Consider the following 20,089-nt stretch of genomic DNA (forward strand, 5'->3'; position numbering starts at 1 on the left):
GGCAGCTTGCCTGCCGTCCACGCCTGCGCAGGCATAGGAACCGGTAGCCGCATGAACGAACCCACCAACGAATCGCAGTACGACTCCAGCAACATCAAGGTGCTGAAAGGCCTGGAGGCGGTCCGCAAGCGCCCAGGCATGTACATCGGCGATGTGGGTGACGGCACTGGCCTGCACCACATGGTGTTTGAGGTGGTGGACAATTCCATTGACGAAGCCTTGGCGGGCTTCTGCGACCATGTGACCGTGACCATCCTCGAAGATGGCTCGGTGAGCGTCACCGATAACGGTCGCGGCATTCCGGTGGACACGCACCCGGAAGAAGGGCGCTCCACCGCCGAGGTGGTGATGACCGTGTTGCACGCCGGCGGCAAGTTCGACGACGACAAGATCTCGGGCGGCCTGCACGGCGTGGGTGTGTCGGTGGTGAATGCGCTCAGCGACCATCTTTGGCTCACCATTTGCCGCGATGGTCACGAGTACCAGCAGGAATACGCGCTGGGCGAGCCGCAATATCCGTTGAAGGAAGTGGGGCCTTCGGACAAGCGCGGCACCACCGTGCGCTTCATGCCCAGCCCGCAGATCTTCAAGCTGACCGAGTTCCATTACGACGTGCTGGCCCGGCGCCTGCGCGAGCTGGCCTTCCTCAATTCCGGGGTCCGCATCGAGCTGCGCGATGAACGGGGGGAAGGGCGGCACGATACTTTCGTGTATGAAGGCGGCATCCGCTCCTTCGTGCAGCACCTTGCCCAGCTCAAGACGGCACTGCACCCGAATGTGATCAGCCTGTTCGCCCAGCAGGACAAGATCAGCGTGGAAGTGGCGGTGCAGTGGACCGACTCGTACAACGAGGCGATGTTCTGCTTCACCAACAATATCCCGCAGCGCGACGGCGGCACCCATCTCACCGGCTTCCGCATAGCGCTTACCCGCGCACTCACTGGCTACATCGAGAAGGAAGGATTGGCCAAGAACGCCAAGGTCGCGCTTTCCGGCGACGACATGCGCGAAGGCATGATCGCCGTGCTCTCGGTGAAGGTGCCCGGCCCGCAGTTCTCTTCGCAGACCAAGGACAAGCTGGTTTCGTCCGAGGTGAAGACGGTGGTGGAGCAGGCGGTCTACGAAAAGCTCAGCGAATTCCTGCTGGAGCACCCCAACGAAGCCAGGGCCATCGCTTCCAAGGTGGTGGACGCCGCGCGAGCGCGCGAGGCCGCCCGCAAGGCGCGTGAAATGACTCGCCGCAAGGGTGCGCTGGACATCGCCGGCCTGCCCGGCAAGCTCGCCGACTGCCAGGAAAAGGATCCTGCGCTGTGCGAACTGTTCCTGGTCGAGGGTGACTCCGCCGGTGGCTCGGCCAAACAGGGGCGCAACCGCAAGACCCAGGCTGTGCTGCCGCTCAAGGGCAAGATCCTCAATGTGGAGAAGGCCCGTTTCGACAAGATGCTGTCTTCCGCCGAAGTCGGAACGCTTATCACCGCGCTCGGCACCGGTATCGGCAAGGAGGACTACAACCCCGACAAGCTGCGCTACCACCGTATCGTCATCATGACCGACGCGGACGTGGACGGCTCGCACATCCGCACCCTGCTGCTCACCTTCTTCTACCGCCAGATGCCCGAGCTGATCGAGCGCGGCCACGTCTATATCGGCCTGCCGCCGCTGTACAAGCTGAAGCAGGGCAAGCAGGAGCTGTATCTCAAGGACGATGCGGCACTCAACGCCTACCTGATCTCCAACGCAGTGGACAACGCCGAGTTGGTCGCGGATCCGGCCGCGCCTCCCATTACCGGCGAAGCGCTGGAAAAGCTGCTGCGCGACTACCAGACCGCGCTGGATCAGATCGAACGCCTCGGCCACCGCTTCGACACCAGCGTGTTGTCGGCGCTGCTGGAGCACTCGCCGATCACACCGGAACTGTGGACCGACGCCTTGGCGATGCAAGTATGGCTTGACGGCATCGCAGCCCGCCTCGCCGCCAGCGGACTGGGCAAGCCGCGCTACAGGCTGTCGTTGCGCTCCGCGCAGGGCGAGCAGCCGGCAGCCATCGAGGTGGTGCGTGAACAGCACGGCCTCAGCCATACCCTGCTGTTGCCGCAACCGTTCTTTGCCGGCGCCGAGTTCCGCCCCATCCTGCACGTGAGTCAACAGCTGGCCGGTCTGATCCAGGCCGAGGCCGTGGCCCGTCGCGGCAACGCCTCACGCGGCGTTATCCGTTTCGCCGATGTGCGCAGCTGGTTGCTGGACGAAGCGAAGAAGGGTCGTACCATCCAGCGCTTCAAGGGCCTGGGCGAAATGAATCCCGAGCAGCTATGGGAAACCACGGTGAACCCCGAGACGCGTCGCATGCTGCAGGTGGGAGTCGAGGATGCCTTCGCCGCCGACCAGATGTTTTCCATGTTGATGGGCGAAGCGGTGGAGCCGCGCCGCGACTTCATCGAGGCGAATGCGCTCAAGGTCGCCAACCTCGACATTTGAAGTTCTGCTGGTGCGGTTCTGCGAACCGCGCCAGCTTGCTCATCCGATCTGTCAACAATGCGTCGGAGTACGGAGTTGTTCCGCGCAAACCATTGATTTCGAATGGATTTCGTTGTCGCGCTGCAGCTTGTCATTCTTACATCGATCAGGGTAGTCTCCATGATCCCCTGCGCAGATGTATCGCGTAAAAAACTCCGGACACACCGAGGATCGTCATGAAGCACACGCCCCTGTTCACGCTGCTGGTCGGCGCCGCGCTGGCGTTCACCACCGCCACCATGCCTGCCCATGCAGACGATTCTTCGAAGAAGCAGACCTCGGCTTACCCCAACGCCACGCGTGCTGAGCCGAAGCTCGATCTGAAGAGCGAAAAGGATCAGAAGGCGCTCAACGACGGTGTCGCCGCGGTGAACAGTGGCGATTCCGCCAAGGCGACGCAGGTTCTCCAGCCGATCATCGACAAGAGCGACAGCAAATACGCTCAGGCGTTTGCCCTTTACCTGATGGCCAACGTCTCGTTCAAGAATGGCGACGTGAAGGCTGCCATCGACCAGTCCAAGCGTTCGCTGGATATCGGCGTGCTGCCGAATGACACCTATTTCCAGGAAATGCTCACGCTGGCCCAGATGTATGCCGGTGACCAGCAGTACCAGGCTTCGCTGGACACGATCGCCAAATGGCGCACCGAGGGCAAGTCGGAAACAGCCGACTCCTATGGCTTGGAGGGCGTGGACTACTACTACCTCCAAAAGTATCCGGAAGCGATCGCAGCCATCCAGAAAGCCAAGTCGCTGACCGACAAGCCGAAGGATTCGTGGAATCAGGTCCTGATGTCCAGTTATGCCGAATCCGGCCAGGGGGCTGAAGCGTCCAAGATGGCGCAGTCCGAATACGAGAAGAACCCCTCCGACAGCAGCATGCTGCACAACGCCAGCACCATTCTTTTGCAGCAGCAAGATTACGCTGGTGCTATCAAAATCCTGGAAGAAGGCCGTGCCAACGGTGCCCTGAAGGACGAAGCCGACTGGATCCTTCTGGTCAAGGCTTACCTGATGCAGGCACAGAACGGTGGCGGCGATACCAAGGCCGGCAGTGCCAAGGCGTTGGCAGCCTTCGACGACGGCGTAGCCAAGGGCGCCATCAAGCCCAGCGCGGACAACTACAAGCTTGCCGGCGACGCCGCCATGATCGGCGATGACGATGTCAAGGCGATCGGCTATTACCAGAAAGCTTCGCCGCTGGCCACCGACGGCGAGGTGGACATGGCGCTGGGCGGTGCCTATTTCCAGGAACAGAAGTTCTCCGACGCCAAGAAGTACCTTACCCAGGCCATCGCCAAAGGCGTCAAGCACAAAGGCCACGCCTACATGATGCTTGGCGAGTCGGATCGCCAGCTCAAGGACAAGGCTGGTGCGGTCGCTGCTGTGAAGCAGGCTGCACTGGATCCTGAAACGGCGGACAAGGCACAGGAGTGGCTGAAAAAGTCCGGCAAGTAATTGTCAGACTAAAGTAGTAAAGCGTCGCAGATGGACGTCCATCTGAACGCCACGTTAGCGCTATACAAAAGCCAGATGCTGTTGTACCGTTGAAACCTTCCCTGCGTAACCCCAGCGGCGTGTTTCGTCCATATGCCAGACGGAACACACCGAGCCTGCGGCGACGCTTTCTCCGTTCCCAGCTCCAGATAGTGACAGATGGCCTCTAGTACCGAAGACACAGAACGCGAAGAGGGGTTCAGTTGGAAACGAACCCTAGCGTTGGCGTTTGCCATTGGTCTGCACGCCTTCGCGTTTCTTATCCTGCTCGCGCCCATGGCGCCTCCGGGCCAGAAGCACGAGAAGAAAGAACAGATCGTGCAGGTGAACTTCATCGAACCGCCGCCGCCGCCGCCGCCACCGCCGCCGCCGCCGCCGGAGCCGCCGAAGCAGCCGCCGCCGAAGATCATCAAGCAGGTGGTTCCGCCGCCGAATCCGCCGCCGCCGACTCCGCCGCCGCCGGTGCAAGAGGTGTCGCAGAATGCGACTCCGGCACCGCCGCCTGCTCCTCCGGCACCGCCGGCGCCGCCGAGCGACATCGCAGCAGGTTCGGATCTGTCCTATGGCAGCCGGCCGCAGCCGCGATATCCGCCACAGGCCATTCGCCAGCGCCATGAAGGCACGGTGACCCTGTTGATCCTGGTCGGCGTCGATGGTACGCCGAAGGACATCAAGGTCGACCAGTCCAGCGGATACCACGAGCTTGATCGCGCCGCGATCGAAGCGGCACAGAAGTGGCGCTTCAATCCCGAGATCAAGAACGGCCAGAAGGTGGAGGGTTACGCACGCGTACCGATCACCTTCAATCTCAACAACCTGTAATCTCCGTTACAGCCCCCACAGTTCACGCTTGACTTCCCAAGGGTAGCGTTATGTTCCTACAGACTCCTGCACCGACCGATGCCGCCCAGGTGGCTGGCAACTCCAATGCCGAAGCCATGAAGCAGATGGGCTTCGCCAACCTCGCCCACGGCTTCGACTGGCTGGGCTGGGTGGTGTTCATCACTCTCGTGGTGATGTCCTTCCTGTCCTGGTATTTCATCATCGCCAACGCCATCCGCAATTCGATGGTGCGCGGCCGCGCCGACAAGGTCATCGGTGGCTTCTGGAACAACAGTTCCACCCAGGACGCCATCCGCGAGCTGGAAGCCCAGCCCAAGGGCGAGCCGTTCTCGAAGATCGCGCTGGACGCCGCTTCCGCGGTGGCCCATCACCAGCAGGCGAACAAGGGTGGCCTGGCCGAGTCGCTGAGCCGCTCCGAGTTCGTCGACCGCGCGCTGCGCCAGGCCGTGGCTCGTGAGAGCCTCCGCCTCGAAGGCGGCCAGACCCTGCTCGCCACCGTCGGTTCGTCGGCTCCGTTCGTGGGTCTGCTCGGTACCGTGTGGGGCATCTACCACGCCCTGATCGGCATCGCCGCCAGCGGCAACGCTTCGATGACCGCAGTGGCCGGCCCCGTGGGCGAAGCGCTGATCATGACCGCCATCGGTCTGTTCACCGCTATCCCTGCGCTGCTCGCGTTCAACTTCTTCAACCGTTCGAACCGCGTCATCTTCGCCCGTTTCGACGAATTCGCGCACGACCTGCACGACTTCTTCGCGACTGGTTCGCGCGTCGAGTGAGGGTCTGATCCATGGCAATGAGCGTCGGAGGCAATACCGGCGGTCCGGTTTCGGAAATCAACGTCACGCCACTGGCTGACGTGATGCTGGTGCTGCTGATCATCTTCATGATCACGGCACCGCTGATGTCCCATACGGTCACCGTCACGGTGCCGGTCGCGGCTCCCAAGAGCGATGAGGCTAAGATTGAGACACCGCCGCTAGATCTGGCCATCAAGGAAGACGGTACGTGGTATCTGCAGGATCAGTTGGTCAGCGAAACGCAGCTGAAGTCGCAGTTGGCGGTGGCGGCGCAAAAGACGCCGCAACCGGAATTGCAGATTCGCGCCGACAAGGGCATCCAGTGGAAAACGGTGTTCAAGGCCATCAGTGACGCCAAGGATCAGGGCATGGTGCATGTCGGCTTCATGACGTCCGCCCCGGTGAAGGAGTAACGAACCATGGCTTTCTCCACCAAGTCCACGGGCGGCCCGATGGCCGACATCAACATCACGCCGTTGATCGACGTGATGCTGGTGCTGCTGATCATCTTCATGGTGACCGCGCCGATTCCGTTGCTGAAGATCAAGATCGACTTGCCGCAGCCGAACCCGAACCAGATCCCGCCGACCAATCCGCCGGAACCGATCAACCTCAAGATCGACCAGTCGGGTGCGTTCTACTGGAACGACACGCCGGTCGATGAGCTGGGTCTCAAGGCACAGCTTGCGGTGGTCGCCCAGCAGACCAACCAGCCGGAAATCCAGATCAAGGCTGCCAACACCGTCGCCTACCAGTACGTCGCTACCGTGCTGGCGGACGCCAAGCAGTACAACCTGACCAAGATCGGATTCACCGACAGCGACAGCCAGTAAATCGGCTGCCGGAACCAGCGTTACCCGCGCCAACCCCCGCCCAGTGCGGGGGTTGGCGTTTTCGGGATGAGCGGATGCCTGCCGAGTGAACCTCGCGTACGGATGTCCTGGTTCCAAGCGAAGCGGCAGCACCATCGAGCGCAGGTTCCGCTTTCCGGGGACGGAAGCTTTAACGCAGGATCTGCAGATAGTTGCGCACCGTGGAGGCCAAGCCTTCGTAGAGTGCCTCGCCAATCAGCGCATGACCGATCGATACCTCGGCCAGGCCCGGGATTGCGGCCTTGAACGTCCCCAGGTTGGCCTGGCTGAGATCGTGGCCTGCGTTCACCGCCAAGCCCGCCTGCTGTGCCAACCGCGCGGTGGCGGCGCAATCCGCGAGCACGGCGTCAGGCTCGCCTTCGGCGAATGCCTCGGCGTAAGGGCCGGTGTAGATCTCGATGCGTTGCACACCTAGGGCCTTTGCCGCCGCGAAATCCTGTGGGCCGCTGTCCACGAACAGGCTGACGCGGCAGCCGATAGCGTTGAGTTCGTCCACCAGTGGACGCAGGCGTTCAAGGTCATTCGACAGGTCGAAGCCGTGGTCGGAGGTGATCTGGCCGTCGCCGTCGGGAACCAGCGTCACCTGCGTGGGGCGTACTTCGCGCGCCAATGCGATAAGGCCCGGATAGCCGCCGCGCGGTGGTGCGAAGGGATTGCCTTCGATGTTGTATTCGACCCGGCCGCGCAACATCGCGGCCAGCGCGCGCACGTCCTCGGGACGCACATGGCGCATGTCCGGTCTGGGATGCACCGTGATGCCGCCACAGCCGTTCTCGATACAGGTCTGCGCCGCGCGGCAGATGTCGGGCTCGGTGCCGCCGCGCGAGTTGCGCAACACGGCGATCTTGTTGAGGTTGACGCTGAGCAGGGTCATGCCGGCGATCTGCGATGGAGAAAGGAATACAACACTGCCGCGATCACTCGTCGTCGGCAAGCGCGAATGTGCGGATGCGGCGTGGCGCGCCGCGCCAGGCCAGTGCGGCGAGTGCGTCGGTACCGATGTCGAGACTGCTCAAATGCCACGCGGCGGGATCGTCACCATCGAGCTGTTGCAGCACAAGTCCATTTGCTTCGTGGCGGAACGAAAGCCGATCCAGCCCGAATGCGATGCCGCGACCCAGCGCCTTCAGCACAGCCTCGCGCGCAGTCCAAAGTTCGAGAAAGGCCGTGCGCTGCGCCTCCTCGTCCAGGGTGTCCAGCCAATCGGCTTCTTCGGCGGTGAAGAATCGTCGCGCGATGGCCAGCGCATTGGCGCGCTTGCGCCGCTGCTCCAGGTCGATGCCGACGGCGACCCCGCGCGCCAGCGCCACCAGCGCCTGCTCGCCGCTGTGCGACCAGTTGAAGTCCAGCGCATCGCCATGCCTTGCATCCAGTCTGGGGCGGCCATGTTCGTTCTCCGCCAGCCGGACATTCGCTGCCTCTATACCCAGGTAGCGCGCGAGCAGGGACAGCAGCGGGTCCCGCCCCGTGCCTTTGGGCCGATGCAGGCGCCAGACGTGAATCTCGTCAGCCCGCAGAGGCTCTGCTACTTTCGCAGGTGGGAATCCGTGGATGGCATGCATGCGCGCATGCTGGCGGACAGACGCCGTCGCGCACAAGCCGGCGGTTTGCGTTGTCGAAGAGTGGGGGTGGGCGCTTGATTGCAGGCTGGCTGCTGCTGCTCGTCGCGCTGCTGTACGTGGGCGTGTTGTACGGCGTGGCGTGGCTGGGCGACCGGCGGCCGTTGTACCCGCGCCAGCCGCGCCTGCGTCCCATCGTCTACGCGCTGGCCTTGGCGGTGTATTGCTCGTCGTGGACGTTCTACGGCGCGGTGGGCACTGCGGCCCGACATGGCTTGGGTTACCTGCCGATCTACCTCGGCCCGGTGTTGCTGTTCGTGTTCGGCTTCGGCCTGCTGCGCCGCCTGGTAGAAGTGGCGCAGCAGCGCAATATCACCTCGATCGCCGACTTCATCGGCGCGCGCTTCGGCAAGTCGCACGGGCTGGCCGCATTGGTGGCCGCGATCGCAGTCATGGCGGTACTGCCGTACATCGCGCTGCAGTTGAAGGCAGTGGCGATGTCGTTCGCGGTGCTGGGTGGCAGTGCGCCGGATTTGCGCGATCCGGTCCTGACGGACCCCGCGCTGTGGTGTGCGGGGCTGTTGGCGGCGTTCGCCATCCTGTTTGGCACGCGCAGCATCGATGCCACCGAACACCATCACGGCATGATGCTGGCGATTGCGCTGGAATCACTCATCAAGCTTGTCGCGTTTGTGGCGCTTGCGCTGTATGCCCTGCATCACGGACCGGGCCTGGCGGCAAGCGCGAAGCTGTTGCCGCAGCATCCGGGCAACGGTTTGTCGTCGGCAAGTTACATGGTGCAGACCATGCTGGCGTTGCTCGCCATGTTCTGCCTGCCGCGGCAGTTCCAGATCGGAGTGGTTGAGTGCGAAGACCCGCGCGACCTCAATCGTGCGCGCTGGATGTTTCCGCTCTATATGCTGGCCATCACTCTTGCGGTGTTGCCCATCGTGGCGGCCGGCATGCCGTTGCCTGCGGTGCGCGACGGAATGGCCGATGCGTGGGTGCTCAACCTGCCGCTGGCACTGGGCAGCCATGGCATGGCGATGCTGGCCTTCGTGGGCGGCTTCTCCGCAGCCACCGGCATGGTGATCGTGTCGGCGGTGGCGCTGTCCACGATGATAAGCAACGACCTGGTGATGCCTGCGCTGTTGCGCGTGCGCCGCCTGCAACTGGAGCGCCTGAGCGATGTCTCGCGGCTGGTGCTGCGGGTGCGCCGCGTGGCCATCGTGGTGCTGGCGATACTGGCCTATGGCTATTACCGCACGGTGGCCGATACGGAAAACCTCGCCGCGACCGGCCTGCTCGCCTTCGCGGCAGTGGCGCAACTGGCGCCAGCCATTGTGGCGGCACTGTACTGGCGCGGTGCAAGTCAGCGCGGCGTAGCCACCGGCCTGGTGGCGGGTTTCGCAGTATGGGTCTGTACCTTGTTGCTGCCGACGATGTTGCACGCAAGTGGATGGCAGTGGAGTACCGCATCCGGCCCGGGCTGGTGGCATTCGCTGGCGCCATTTCATCTGGGCAGCGACGACCCGTTGTTATACGGCACGCTGTGGTCGCTGCTGGCCAACGTGACTTGCCTTGTGTTCGTCTCGCTGCGCTGGCACCCCAATCTGGAGGAGCGCCTGCATGCCGCGCTCTTCGTCACCCCGCATACAGCCAGCCGCAATGGCGCGGGAGACTGGCGCGGCCGTGTGGCGGTGGCTGACCTTCGCACTATCGCCACGCGCATCGTGGGCCAGCGTGGCACCGAGCGCGCCTTCGCCGAACATGAAGAGCGCCGCGGTCGTCCGCTGCAGCCCAGCGAAACGGCGGATCGTGCATTGATCCAGCACACCGAGCGCCTGCTTGCCGGCGCGGTGGGTGCAGCCAGCGCACGGCGCATCCTGATGGGCATGCTCTCCGGCTCGGGCCTGGACATCGCCGAGGCCATGGCGCTGATGGACGAGGCTTCGCAGGAGCTGCGTTTCAACCGCGAACTGCTCTCCTCGACGCTGGAAAACGTCTCGCAGGGCATTAGCGTGGTCGATGCCGGCATGCGCCTGGTGGCATGGAACCGGCGCTATCTGGAGTTGTTCGGCTACCCCGACGGCATGGTCTACGTGGGCGTGCCGGTGGCCGACCTGATCCGCTGGAATGCCGAGCATGGCGAGTGCGGTCCCGGCGAGGTGGGCGGCCACGTGGCCAAGCGCATCGCCCACCTGCGCGCCGGCACGCCGCATGTCTTCCAGCGCGTGCGTGCCGACGGCAGCACCATAGAAATGCGCGGCAGCGCGCTTCCCGGCGGGGGCTATGTCACCACTTACACGGATGTCACTGCGTACAAGCGAGCCGAGCAGGCACTGATAGAGGCGAACGAGACACTGGAACAACGCGTGGATCAACGCACCGCGGAGCTGAGCGAAGCGTTGGCCGCCACGGCGCAGGCACAGCGCACCGCGGAAGCCGCCAATGCGTCGAAAACGCGTTTCCTCGCCGCCGCCAGCCATGACCTGTTGCAACCGCTCAATGCCGCGCGCCTGTTCACTTCCGCATTGCGCCAGCAACCGCAGCTGGACGTGGAATCGCGCCAGCTCGCCGAACGCATCGACGTAGCCTTCCGTGCCGCCGAGGACTTGCTCGATGCCTTGCTCGACACATCGCGCCTCGACACGGGAACGTATCGGCCGGAGATCGCCGATTTCGCGCTGGCGGAGCTGTTCGATTCGCTGCAAAGCCAATTCGCCCCGTTGGCCGAGCAGCGCGGCCTGCGCCTGCGCGTGGCGCGCACACGGCTGGCGGTACGCAGCGATCCGCAGTTGCTGCGCCGTGTGCTGCAGAACTTCCTTTCCAATGCGTTGCGCTACACCCATCACGGTGGCGTGCTCCTGGGTGTCCGCCGCAACAGTGGCAAGGTGCGAATCGAAGTGTGGGACAGCGGCCCAGGCATTCCCGCCGAGCAGAGCGCGCGTATCTTCGGCGAGTTCCAGCGGCTGGAGCAGCCTTCACCCTGGGGCGAGAAAGGCCTGGGCCTGGGCTTGTCCATCTGCGATCGCATCGCGACCATGCTCAATCATCGGCTCGACCTGCAATCGCGCCCGGGCCATGGCAGCTGCTTCGCGGTGGTCACACCGCGCGCCGCCGCCGCACCCGAGCGCCGGCAAGGTGTGCGCCGTGTCAGCGGCGTCGGCGGCGACGAGCAATTGCCGCTCACGGTGCTGTGCCTCGACGACGACATTGCCATCCTCGATGGCATGCGCATCCTGCTGAGCCGTTGGGGCGTGGATTGTCGCACCGCCCGCGATGCGGCCGCTGCGGCTGTCGAGCTGGAGCGCGGGCCGGTGGATCTCATACTCGCCGACTACCACCTTGCCGACGACACCGACGGTCTGCAGGCCTTGCAACAACTGCGTGCCAATCATGTCTCACTTCCTCCGGCCGCCCTCATCACTGCCGACGGCAGCAGCGAGCTCAAGCAGCGCGCCCGCGCACTGGGCTACCCGTTGTTGCACAAACCGGTAAGACCCGCAGCGTTGCGTGCGCTGCTGACAGCGCTGGTGAAGAAACAGGAGAGGGCGGCGTGGACGCACGAGCGTGTACAACGCACGTGCGAATAGCGCGTCGAGCCTGGGTGAGCGGCTACGCATGCCTGGATTGGCGTGGCCCCGACTGCTCCACGCGAACACCCAGCACAGGCTGTTGTCGCCCGTACTCCAGAGGTCGGATCACTCGCTTTCCTCGTCCACCAGCAGCGGTTGCATCGCGCCAGGTTCCACGGCGAGGTGGCTGGCGGCGAGGGCGACCTGCGTGCGGTTGTTGACGCCCAGCTTGCGCATGATGGCGGTCATGTGCGCCTTCACCGTGGCTTCGGATACGCCGAGTTCCCAGGCAATCTGCTTGTTGAGCAGGCCTTCGGCGATCATGGTGAGCACGCGGAATTGTTGGGGGGTCAGCGTAGCGACGCGGGCGGCGATGTCCGCTTCATCGGGCTGCAGCTCGGCGCTGCCTCCAACGAGTTGAGGCGGCAACCACACGTCGCCATCGAGCACGGCGCGAATGGCGCGGACGATCTCGTCGCCCGCCGTGGATTTTGGGATGTAGGCCGCGGCGCCATGGGCCAGCGCGCGGCGCGCGACCTGCGCTTCTTCATGGCCGGATACGACGATGATCGGCAGGCCGGGGTATTGCCCCCGGATATGCGCCAGCGCGGAGTAGCCGCGCGCGCCGGGCATGTGCAGGTCGAGCAGCAGCAAATCGGCGTCGGGGTATTGCTCGATCAACGAGTACAGGCCCTGCACGCTTTCGGCGCTGCGTACCTGCGCCCGCGGCAGCGCGGCGAGTACTGCGCGCTGCAGGGCGTCGCGGAACAGGGGGTGGTCGTCAGCGATCAGGATGTCGGGCATGGTTCGATGGAATCGGTAGGAGCGCACCTTGCGCGCGAATGCCTTGGCGCTGATCGGAGCAGGAGCATTCGCGCACAGGGTGCGCTCCTACCGTGGCTCATTTGATCAGGCGTTCCTCGACGAGGCTCTTCACCACGCTTGGATCGGCGAGGGTGGAGATATCGCCGAGCTGGTCGGGCTGATTCTCGCCGATCTTGCGCAGGATGCGACGCATGATCTTTCCCGAGCGGGTCTTGGGCAGGCTGGGAGCCCACTGGATGTAATCAGGCGTGGCGATGGGGCCGATTTCCTTGCGCACCCAGGCGACCAACTCCTTCTTCAACTCGTCGCTGCCGGTCTCGCCGGCGATCAGCGTGACGTAGGCATAGATGCCCTGACCCTTGATCTCGTGCGGGCAACCGACCACGGCGGCTTCGGCGACTTTCGGGTGCGACACCAGCGCGCTTTCCACCTCGGCGGTGCCGATGCGATGGCCGCTGACGTTGATCACGTCGTCCACACGACCGGTGATCCAGTAGTAGCCATCCTCGTCGCGACGCGCACCGTCGCCGGTGAAGTAATTGCCCGGGTAGGCACTGAAATAGGTTTCGATGAAGCGCTGGTGGTCGCCGTATACCGTGCGCATCTGGCCGGGCCACGAGTCGGTGATCAGCAGGTTGCCTTCGCAGGCGCCCTGCTGCACTTCGCCGCTGGCATCGACGATGGCGGGCTTCACGCCGAAAAATGGTTTGGTGGCCGAGCCGGGCTTGGTGGCGATGGCGCCGGGCAGCGGGGTGATGAGGATGCCGCCGGTTTCGGTCTGCCACCATGTATCGACAATGGGGCGTTGGCTCTCGCCCACCACGCGGTGATACCACTCCCACGCCTCGGGGTTGATCGGCTCGCCCACGGTGCCGAGCACGCGCAGACTGGCGCGCGAAGCCTTCTTGACCGGTGCTTCGCCTTCGCGCATCAGTGCACGGATCGCGGTGGGCGCGGTGTAGAACAGCGACACCTTGTGCTTGTCCACCACCTGCCAGAAGCGGCTGAAATCGGGATAGTTCGGCACACCGTCGAACATCAGTGTGGTGGCGCCGTTGGCCAGCGGGCCGTACACCACGTAGCTGTGACCGGTGACCCAGCCCACATCGGCAGTGCACCAGTAGACGTCGTCCTCGCGCAGGTCGAACACGCATTCGTGGGTGTAGCTGGTATAGACGAGGTAACCGCCGCTGGTGTGCAGCACGCCCTTCGGCTTGCCGGTGGAACCGGAGGTGTAGAGGATGAACAGCGGATGCTCCGCTTCCATCGGTTCGGCCGGGCAGTCGGCGCTCTGGCCCTCCATCAGATTGTGCCAATAGCGGTCGCGCGGCGACTGCATCGGCACCGCACTGCCGGTGCGGCGGACCACCACCACGGTTTCCACGCTGTTGGTGCCGGGACGCTTGAGCGCCTCATCCACGTTGATCTTGAGCGGGATCTTCTTGCCGCCTCGCACGCCTTCGTCGGCGGTGATCACGGCCTTGCAAGCCGAGTCCGCGATGCGTCCGGCCAGCGAGTCCGGCGAGAAGCCGCCGAATACCACCGAATGAATCGCGCCGATGCGCGCGCAGGCCAGCATCGCCACCGCCGCCTCGGGGATCATCGGCAGGTAGATCGCCACGCGGTCGCCCTTGGCCACGCCGAGGTGCTTCAACGTGTTGGCGAACTTGCACACTTCGGCGTGCAGCTCGCGGTAGGTGAGCTTGCGCGACTCGTTGGGATCGTCGCCCTCGAAGATGATCGCCACCTTGTCGCCGCGTTCCGCGAGGTGGCGATCGAGGCAGTTGGCCGCCACGTTGAGCGTGCCGTCCTCGTACCAGCGGATGTGCAGGTTCTTCGGATCGTAGGAGACGTCCTTGATCTTGGTCGGCTTCTTCGCCCAGTCCAGCCGTTCGCCCACCTTGGCCCAGAAGGCCTCGGGATCCTTTACCGACTCGGCGTACAGCCGCTCGTAATCGTCCAGACGGATGCGCGCCTTGGCGGCGAATGCGGGGTCGACGGGATGGATCGTGGACATGCAAGTCTCCTGAAGACAAGGGTATAGGCGGCATAGGCAGACGTTTGAGTGTAACGAGGTCGCCAGAGTGTCGAAGGACCCGGCGTATCGACTTTGGTCGAAGTTAAGACCATCGGCGAATAGCCGCATGTGCGAAAGCGTGACCATGCTCGGCGCCACCACTCCAAGGGGAGGCTGTCCCATGAGCCCGACACTCGTTCGTCGTTGCCGTGCACCGTTGGCGCTGGGCGTTGCCGTTGCGTTTTCGTTGCCCTGGGCGGCGTCGGCGCAAACCACCGGCAGCACCGGTGACAGCACGCGCGAACAACAGCTGGAACAGAGGGTGGATCAGTTGGAGCAGGAGGTTGCCCAGCTCAAGGCGATGATCCAGACGCAGCAGCAGCAGCCCGCGAGCCAGACCGCGCAAGGGGCACCCGCTGCCGGGGCGCAGAACGTCGCCGCCGCGCCCGCCACGAACACAGGCAAACCGGTGTTCAGCAGTGCGCCGGGTCTGTCGGTGGCGCTGCACGGCTTCATCAGCGCCTCGGCCTTCAGCCAGAACAAGAGCTTCGTCTACGGCAACGGCCAGAATGCGGAATACCCGTCGTCCACATCCACCAACGGTACGCTCAGCGGGGTGGACGTGCGCAACACGCGCTTCTGGCTGGACTTCAGCGGTGCGCGGCTGGCCGGCGACTGGACGGGCGGTGGCCGCATCGAGATGGATTTCTTCGGCGGCTACAACGGCACCGGCGCCTATGCGCAGCAGCAGCCGATCCCGCGCCTGCGCCAGGCTTACATGGACCTGGTGAACGCCGACAGCGGCAGCACGGTACGCATCGGCCAGCAGTGGGATCTGCTGTTCCCGCTCGACAGCGTCACTGCCTCGCTGTCGCACATCGCATTCCCGCTGGGTTTCGGCACCGGCATGATCGGCTGGCGTTATCCCGGCGTGGTGTGGATGCAGGATCTCAACCACGGCAGCGGCGGCGTGCAGTGGCGTTTGGACATGGGCGCGTTCGAAGGTTCATGGAACGGGCCGGATGCGGCCGTCAACAACATCAATTACCTCACCGCGGGCAATGCCGGTTTCCGTCCGCAGGTGGAGGCGCGACTGCACGTGCAGGGCGCGAATTGGCTGGCTTATGCGGTGGCGCACTACAGCACCGTGGACCTGCGCGGCGTGAGCGGCACCGTGGCGACGCCGGTGCAATCCAACGTGAAGAGCGTCGGCTATGAGGTGGGCGGCCAGTGGAAGCCCGGTCCCTGGGTGTTCCGCGCCAATGCCTACACCGGCAAGGGTCTGGGCGAAGTGTTCGGCGACCTGTCGCAGTTCGGCGACATCAAGGACACCGGCGGTTACCTGCAGGCGGGCTACAACTTCACGCCCAGCTGGAACCTCAGCGCGGTCTACGCCAGCAGCAAGCCCAACAAGGACGACGTGATCCGCTGGATGGGCAACGGCTCCACCGGCTTGCTGCGCAGCCGCCAGACCGGGATGGACCTCACCTACGCGGCCGGCAACTACGAACTCGGCGTCGAATGGCTGTACGGGTGGCTCGACAGCACCACCAATGGCATCGACACCAAGACCACCAGCGGCAACCAGGTCAGCTTGAGCGCGCTGTACCACTTCTGAGCCCGATGAAAGCGGTGTACAGGATTTGTGCCGCCGTCATCCGATCCACATGCGGGCACGCGCCTGTACCCGGCGCGTACCGATGCGAAGCACGTGACGGCTCGCCATACACCGCCATGGCCACCGTTATTCGTCCACTGGGAGTCGCACGATGAGCGACGCAAGCACGCAAACGAAGTTTTCCAACCCAGCGCCGCTCGGCCTGGCCGGCTTCGCACTGACCACCTGGCTGCTCAGCATGATCAACGCCGGCTGGTTCAGCGGCGACGGCATGGGCATGGTGCTGGCCTGCGCGATGGCTTACGGCGGTACCGCGCAAGCGATCGCCGGCGTGATGGAGCTGCCCCGCGGCAACACCTTCGGCGCCACCGCCTTCCTCAGCTACGGCGCATTCTGGTGGTCGTTCGCGCTGTTCGTGCTGTTCCTGCACGACAAGGTGCCGCCGGCTTTCGTCGGCTGGTATCTGTTCCTCTGGGGTGTCTTCACCTTCTACATGTGGCTGGGCACGCTGCGTGCGCCGCGCGCGCTGCAAATGATTTTCCTCGCACTGTGGATCACCTTCTTCCTGCTTGCCGCGGGCGAATGGACCGGCATGGCGAGGCTGCATCAGGCTGGAGGCTACACGGGCCTGCTTACCGCCGTCCTCGCGTTTTATCTGTCTGCCGCCGAGATCATCAACGACAGCCAGCAACGCACCGTATTGCCGATTGGTTGATGCCCGCGCGCAGGTGTCGCGTGCGGTGAGATGCCTTGGCGGCACGCTGCGCGGATGGGCGATTCCTTCATTCCAGCACGAGCGATCAAAGGCCGTGGCGCCGCTTCCAATCCGGAAGGGCGCTTCGAGACCATCCGGCACCACACCGAGGACGACGGCTGGCAAAGCACGCTGCTGGACGAAGCCGCGCCGCGCCCGCAAACCTGCGTCACCGAGGAGCGTGCGCGCAGCGTCATCTCCAGCAACGATTCGCCGGACATCGCCTTCGAGCAGGCATTGAACCCTTTTCGCGGATGCGAGCACGGGTGCGTCTATTGCTTCGCGCGTCCTTCGCACAGCTACCTCAATCTTTCACCCGGCCTGGACTTCGAGACGAAGCTGCGTGCCAAGACCAACCTCGCCGAGGTGCTTCGCATCGAACTGGCAAAACCACACTATGTGCCCAAGCCGATCAACATCGGCAGCAACACCGACCCGTACCAGCCGATCGAAAAGAAATGGCGACTCACCCGCGCCGCGCTGGAAGTGCTGTCCGAATGCCACCACCCGTGCACGATCGTCACCAAGAACGCACTGGTCGAACGCGACATTGACCTGCTCGCCGCGATGGCGCGCGAGAAACTTGTGCAGGTGTTCGTCTCGGTGAATTCGCTGGACAACCATCTCGCCGCAAAACTGGAACCGCGCGCCAGTGCACCATATCGGCGCCTCAGGGCCATCGCGGCGCTGGCCGAAGCTGGCGTGCCGGTCGGCGTGCTCGTCGCTCCCATCATCCCAGCACTCAACGACAGATACATGGAAGCCGTGCTCGAACAGGCGCACGAAGGCGGCGCGCGTTGTGCTGGCTACACCGTGCTGCGCCTGCCGTGGGAACTGAAGCAGCTGTTCCGCGAATGGTTGGCGTTGCACGCGCCGGACCGCGCGGCTCACGTGATGAGCCTGGTGCAGCAGATGAACGGGGGCCGCGACTACGACAACAACTTCGCCACGCGCATGCGCGGCCAGGGTGTGTTCGCGGAGTTGCTGCGCAGACGCTTCGAGATTGCCTGCCGCCGCCACGGCTTCGGCCGTGCCCGCGAACTGCGCCTCGATACCTCGCGCTTCGTGCCACCGCGCAAGCCGTCGCCGCAAGGCAGCCTGTTCTGATCGAGCTGTGCGCTGGCACGGCTCACAGGTCGATGCGCGCCCCGATCTCGATCAGCCGCCGAGAGGGTACGCCGTAGTAGGTGGTGGCAGGCGTTGCGTTGCGTGCCATCCAGGCGAACAGACGCGCGCGCCAGCGCGCGATGCGGTAAGGCTGGTTGTCTTCGGCGTTGACCTTGTCATGGCCGAGGAACCAGACGACCTCGTCCGCTTCCAGCGTGGGATCGAGTTCGAGCTGGCGCAACCGGGCCGGCACGTCGATGTGCTCGGCGAACCCGAAGCGCAATGTCACGCGCCAGAAGCCATGCTCCAGCTTCTCCACGTCGCTGCGCTCCCCGCCCTCGGCGCGCGGCTGGTCCAGGCTGTCCACCGTGAGCACCACGTTGCGTTCGTGCAGCACGTGATTGTGCTCCACGTTATGGAGCAGGGCCTGCGGCACCCACGTGCGGTGGCCGGTGAGGAACACCGCTGTGCCGGGTGCCTGCAACGGCGGTTCGTCCTGCAGGTGGCTGATGAAATCCACCAGTTTTTCTCCCTCGGCATGCAACTGTCGGTTGACCAGCTGCCGGCCGCGGTGCCACACCGTCATCACCACCATCATCACCAGCGCCAGCACTACCGGGAACCAGCCGCCATCGGGAAGCTTCAGCAGGTTGGCGCCGAAGAACGTGGCATCGATGAGCACGTAGACCAGACCGAACGCGCCGAGCCGCAGCGGTCCCCACCGCCAGCGCATGAGCGCCACCACGAGGAACAGCAGCGTGGTCAGCAGCATGGTGCCGCTCACCGCGATGCCATAGGCCCCGGCCAGCCGGTCCGAGCTGCGAAAGCCCAGCACCGCGGCCATCACCGCTGCGAACAGCATGAAGTTCACCGCGGGCAGGTAGATCTGGCCTTCCATGTCGCTGGAGGTGTGCTCCACCCGCGAGCGCGGCAGGTAGCCGAGCTGGATGCCCTGGCGCACCATCGAGAAGGTACCGGAGATCACCGCCTGCGAGGCGATCACGGTGGCGGCGGTGGCCAGCACGATCATCGGGTACAGCAGCGCGTGCGGTGCCAACGAGTACAGCGGGTGCTGCGCCGCCGAAGCATCGGTCAGCAGCAGGGCGCCCTGTCCCGCATAGCTCAGCAGCAGCGCCGGCAGAACCAGGCCGAACCATGACAGGCGGATCGGCAGGCTGCCGAAATGCCCGATGTCGGCGTACAGCGCCTCGCCGCCGGTCATCACCAGCACCACCGCGCCGAGCGAGGCGAACCCCTTGAAACCGTTGTGCAGCATGTAGGCCACCGCCCAGCGCGGATTGGCCGCCGCCAGCACTTCCGGATGGCGCAGCAGGCCATGCACGCCCAGCGCGGCCACGCTCAGCAGCCACAGCGCCATCACCGGGCCGAACAGCGTGCCGACCAGCGCGCTGCCACGCTTCTGCAGCAGGAACAGCAGCACGATGACCACGGCACCGATCGGCAGCACCCAGCGACCGAAATCCGGCGAGACCAGCTTCAACCCCTCTACCGCAGAGAGCACGGAGATCGCCGGCGTGATCACGCTGTCGCCGAAGAACAGCGCCGCGCCAGCCAGCCCCAGCATGATCACCCACCAGCCGGCGCGCCGATGCCGGCGTACCGCGTTCCGTGCCAGCGCCGCCAGCGCCATCATGCCGCCTTCGCCACGGTTGTCCGCGCGCATCACGAACAGCACGTACTTGACGCTGATCACCAGTACCAGCGCCCAGAGGATCAGCGACAGCAGCCCGAGGATGTTGTCGTGCCGTGGTGCGATGCCGTCCTTGCCGAAGGCCTGCTGCATGGCATACAGCGGGCTTGTGGCAATGTCGCCGAATACCACGCCGATGGCGCCCAGCAGCAGTCCGGGCAGGGCCGGCTTGTCCCTACCGCCGCCATCGTCGTCGTCTTTGGGCTTTTCTGCTTCCATGAGGCGCGCGCGGCTCTGGCAGGGAGATTCGCCGGCCACGCATGTGGTCGAAGTCGGGAGACAATGTGGTCAACGGCGTGTGCGGCACGTGATCGGCCGATGAAATCGCGGAACACGAACATCGCCGACAATCGCCGCAATGTCGGACGCCAGCACCCCGCCGCCGCCTGTGGATGATG

At 64.5% G+C, this 20,089-nt stretch carries 15 protein-coding genes; 10 read left to right on the forward strand and 5 right to left on the reverse strand.

Annotated features, from left to right (window positions below; all coding sequences use genetic code 11):
- Positions 1 to 51: 51 nt before the first annotated feature.
- The 6 genes from gyrB to IHE49_RS14410 all read left to right on the forward strand — a co-directional run bounded on the left by gyrB (position 52) and on the right by IHE49_RS14410 (position 6,483).
- On the forward strand, positions 52 to 2,475 hold the full coding sequence (gene gyrB / locus IHE49_RS14385) for a DNA topoisomerase (ATP-hydrolyzing) subunit B (RefSeq protein WP_192159098.1): 2,424 nt from the start codon (positions 52 to 54) through the stop codon (positions 2,473 to 2,475).
- 215 nt (positions 2,476 to 2,690) lie between these two features.
- Positions 2,691 to 3,971: a tetratricopeptide repeat protein gene (locus tag IHE49_RS14390; RefSeq protein ID WP_192159100.1), complete on the forward strand. Its 1,281-nt coding sequence runs from the start codon at positions 2,691 to 2,693 to the stop codon at positions 3,969 to 3,971.
- Positions 3,972 to 4,169: 198 nt separating this feature from the next.
- Positions 4,170 to 4,832, forward strand: a complete 663-nt coding sequence (locus IHE49_RS14395) for an energy transducer TonB (RefSeq protein ID WP_192159101.1) — start codon at positions 4,170 to 4,172, stop codon at positions 4,830 to 4,832.
- A 50-nt stretch (positions 4,833 to 4,882) separates the two neighbouring features.
- Positions 4,883 to 5,629, forward strand: coding sequence for a MotA/TolQ/ExbB proton channel family protein (locus IHE49_RS14400; protein ID WP_192159103.1), 747 nt, complete (start codon positions 4,883 to 4,885; stop codon positions 5,627 to 5,629).
- A gap of 11 nt (positions 5,630 to 5,640) precedes the next feature.
- The gene (locus tag IHE49_RS14405; protein ID WP_192159105.1) at positions 5,641 to 6,063 is read left to right on the forward strand and encodes a biopolymer transporter ExbD; all 423 of its coding nucleotides are present in this window, start codon (positions 5,641 to 5,643) and stop codon (positions 6,061 to 6,063) included.
- 6 nt (positions 6,064 to 6,069) lie between these two features.
- Positions 6,070 to 6,483 carry a biopolymer transporter ExbD gene (locus IHE49_RS14410; RefSeq protein WP_192159107.1) on the forward strand — a complete coding sequence of 138 codons (414 nt, stop codon included), beginning with the start codon at positions 6,070 to 6,072 and terminating at the stop codon, positions 6,481 to 6,483.
- Positions 6,484 to 6,652: 169 nt separating this feature from the next.
- Here IHE49_RS14410 and IHE49_RS14415 read toward each other — a convergent pair whose 3' ends face one another.
- Positions 6,653 to 7,396 carry a pyridoxine 5'-phosphate synthase gene (locus IHE49_RS14415; protein ID WP_192159109.1) on the reverse strand — a complete coding sequence of 248 codons (744 nt, stop codon included), beginning with the start codon at positions 7,394 to 7,396 and terminating at the stop codon, positions 6,653 to 6,655.
- 43 nt (positions 7,397 to 7,439) lie between these two features.
- On the reverse strand, positions 7,440 to 8,084 hold the full coding sequence (locus IHE49_RS14420) for a 4'-phosphopantetheinyl transferase superfamily protein (protein ID WP_192159111.1): 645 nt from the start codon (positions 8,082 to 8,084) through the stop codon (positions 7,440 to 7,442).
- A 74-nt stretch (positions 8,085 to 8,158) separates the two neighbouring features.
- On the opposite strand from IHE49_RS14420, the gene IHE49_RS14425 reads away from it, so the two are divergent.
- Entirely contained in the window at positions 8,159 to 11,677 is a 3,519-nt protein-coding gene (locus tag IHE49_RS14425) for a PAS domain-containing hybrid sensor histidine kinase/response regulator (protein ID WP_192159113.1), read from the forward strand.
- A gap of 108 nt (positions 11,678 to 11,785) precedes the next feature.
- On the opposite strand, the gene IHE49_RS14430 is transcribed toward IHE49_RS14425, so the two are convergent.
- Together IHE49_RS14430 and acs are read right to left on the reverse strand one after the other, a co-directional pair.
- The gene (locus IHE49_RS14430) at positions 11,786 to 12,463 is read right to left on the reverse strand and encodes a response regulator transcription factor (protein ID WP_192159115.1); all 678 of its coding nucleotides are present in this window, start codon (positions 12,461 to 12,463) and stop codon (positions 11,786 to 11,788) included.
- Between the two features lie 97 nt (positions 12,464 to 12,560).
- Positions 12,561 to 14,501 (reverse strand): acetate--CoA ligase, encoded by a 1,941-nt coding sequence (gene acs, locus IHE49_RS14435; RefSeq protein ID WP_192159117.1) that lies wholly within the window; start codon positions 14,499 to 14,501, stop codon positions 12,561 to 12,563.
- Positions 14,502 to 14,682: 181 nt separating this feature from the next.
- Between acs and IHE49_RS14440 the strand changes: the two genes are divergently transcribed.
- The 3 genes from IHE49_RS14440 to IHE49_RS14450 all read left to right on the forward strand — a co-directional run bounded on the left by IHE49_RS14440 (position 14,683) and on the right by IHE49_RS14450 (position 17,980).
- Positions 14,683 to 16,119, forward strand: a complete 1,437-nt coding sequence (locus IHE49_RS14440; RefSeq protein WP_192159119.1) for a hypothetical protein — start codon at positions 14,683 to 14,685, stop codon at positions 16,117 to 16,119.
- Between the two features lie 151 nt (positions 16,120 to 16,270).
- Positions 16,271 to 16,834, forward strand: coding sequence for an acetate uptake transporter (locus IHE49_RS14445; RefSeq protein ID WP_192159121.1), 564 nt, complete (start codon positions 16,271 to 16,273; stop codon positions 16,832 to 16,834).
- Between the two features lie 54 nt (positions 16,835 to 16,888).
- On the forward strand, positions 16,889 to 17,980 hold the full coding sequence (locus tag IHE49_RS14450) for a PA0069 family radical SAM protein (protein ID WP_192159123.1): 1,092 nt from the start codon (positions 16,889 to 16,891) through the stop codon (positions 17,978 to 17,980).
- 22 nt (positions 17,981 to 18,002) lie between these two features.
- Here the strand turns inward: IHE49_RS14450 and IHE49_RS14455 are convergent, their stop codons facing one another.
- On the reverse strand, positions 18,003 to 19,910 hold the full coding sequence (locus IHE49_RS14455; RefSeq protein WP_192159125.1) for a potassium transporter Kup: 1,908 nt from the start codon (positions 19,908 to 19,910) through the stop codon (positions 18,003 to 18,005).
- Between the last annotated feature and the right edge of the window lie 179 nt (positions 19,911 to 20,089).

This window comes from Rhodanobacter sp. 7MK24 (assembly GCF_014842995.1).
Taxonomy (GTDB): Bacteria; Pseudomonadota; Gammaproteobacteria; order Xanthomonadales; family Rhodanobacteraceae; genus Rhodanobacter_A.

What these genes read in the sequence shown, in the direction of transcription:
- gyrB (WP_192159098.1), top strand. Translation starts at nt 52, where the DNA reads ATGAACGAACCCACCAACGAATCGCAGTACGACTCCAGCAACATCAAG.
- IHE49_RS14390 (WP_192159100.1), top strand. Translation starts at nt 2,691, where the DNA reads ATGAAGCACACGCCCCTGTTCACGCTGCTGGTCGGCGCCGCGCTGGCG.
- IHE49_RS14395 (WP_192159101.1), top strand. Translation starts at nt 4,170, where the DNA reads ATGGCCTCTAGTACCGAAGACACAGAACGCGAAGAGGGGTTCAGTTGG.
- IHE49_RS14400 (WP_192159103.1), top strand. Translation starts at nt 4,883, where the DNA reads ATGTTCCTACAGACTCCTGCACCGACCGATGCCGCCCAGGTGGCTGGC.
- IHE49_RS14405 (WP_192159105.1), top strand. Translation starts at nt 5,641, where the DNA reads ATGGCAATGAGCGTCGGAGGCAATACCGGCGGTCCGGTTTCGGAAATC.
- IHE49_RS14410 (WP_192159107.1), top strand. Translation starts at nt 6,070, where the DNA reads ATGGCTTTCTCCACCAAGTCCACGGGCGGCCCGATGGCCGACATCAAC.
- IHE49_RS14415 (WP_192159109.1), bottom strand. Translation starts at nt 7,396, where the DNA reads ATGACCCTGCTCAGCGTCAACCTCAACAAGATCGCCGTGTTGCGCAAC.
- IHE49_RS14420 (WP_192159111.1), bottom strand. Translation starts at nt 8,084, where the DNA reads ATGCATGCCATCCACGGATTCCCACCTGCGAAAGTAGCAGAGCCTCTG.
- IHE49_RS14430 (WP_192159115.1), bottom strand. Translation starts at nt 12,463, where the DNA reads ATGCCCGACATCCTGATCGCTGACGACCACCCCCTGTTCCGCGACGCC.
- acs (WP_192159117.1), bottom strand. Translation starts at nt 14,501, where the DNA reads ATGTCCACGATCCATCCCGTCGACCCCGCATTCGCCGCCAAGGCGCGC.
- IHE49_RS14440 (WP_192159119.1), top strand. Translation starts at nt 14,683, where the DNA reads ATGAGCCCGACACTCGTTCGTCGTTGCCGTGCACCGTTGGCGCTGGGC.
- IHE49_RS14445 (WP_192159121.1), top strand. Translation starts at nt 16,271, where the DNA reads ATGAGCGACGCAAGCACGCAAACGAAGTTTTCCAACCCAGCGCCGCTC.
- IHE49_RS14450 (WP_192159123.1), top strand. Translation starts at nt 16,889, where the DNA reads ATGGGCGATTCCTTCATTCCAGCACGAGCGATCAAAGGCCGTGGCGCC.
- IHE49_RS14455 (WP_192159125.1), bottom strand. Translation starts at nt 19,910, where the DNA reads ATGGAAGCAGAAAAGCCCAAAGACGACGACGATGGCGGCGGTAGGGAC.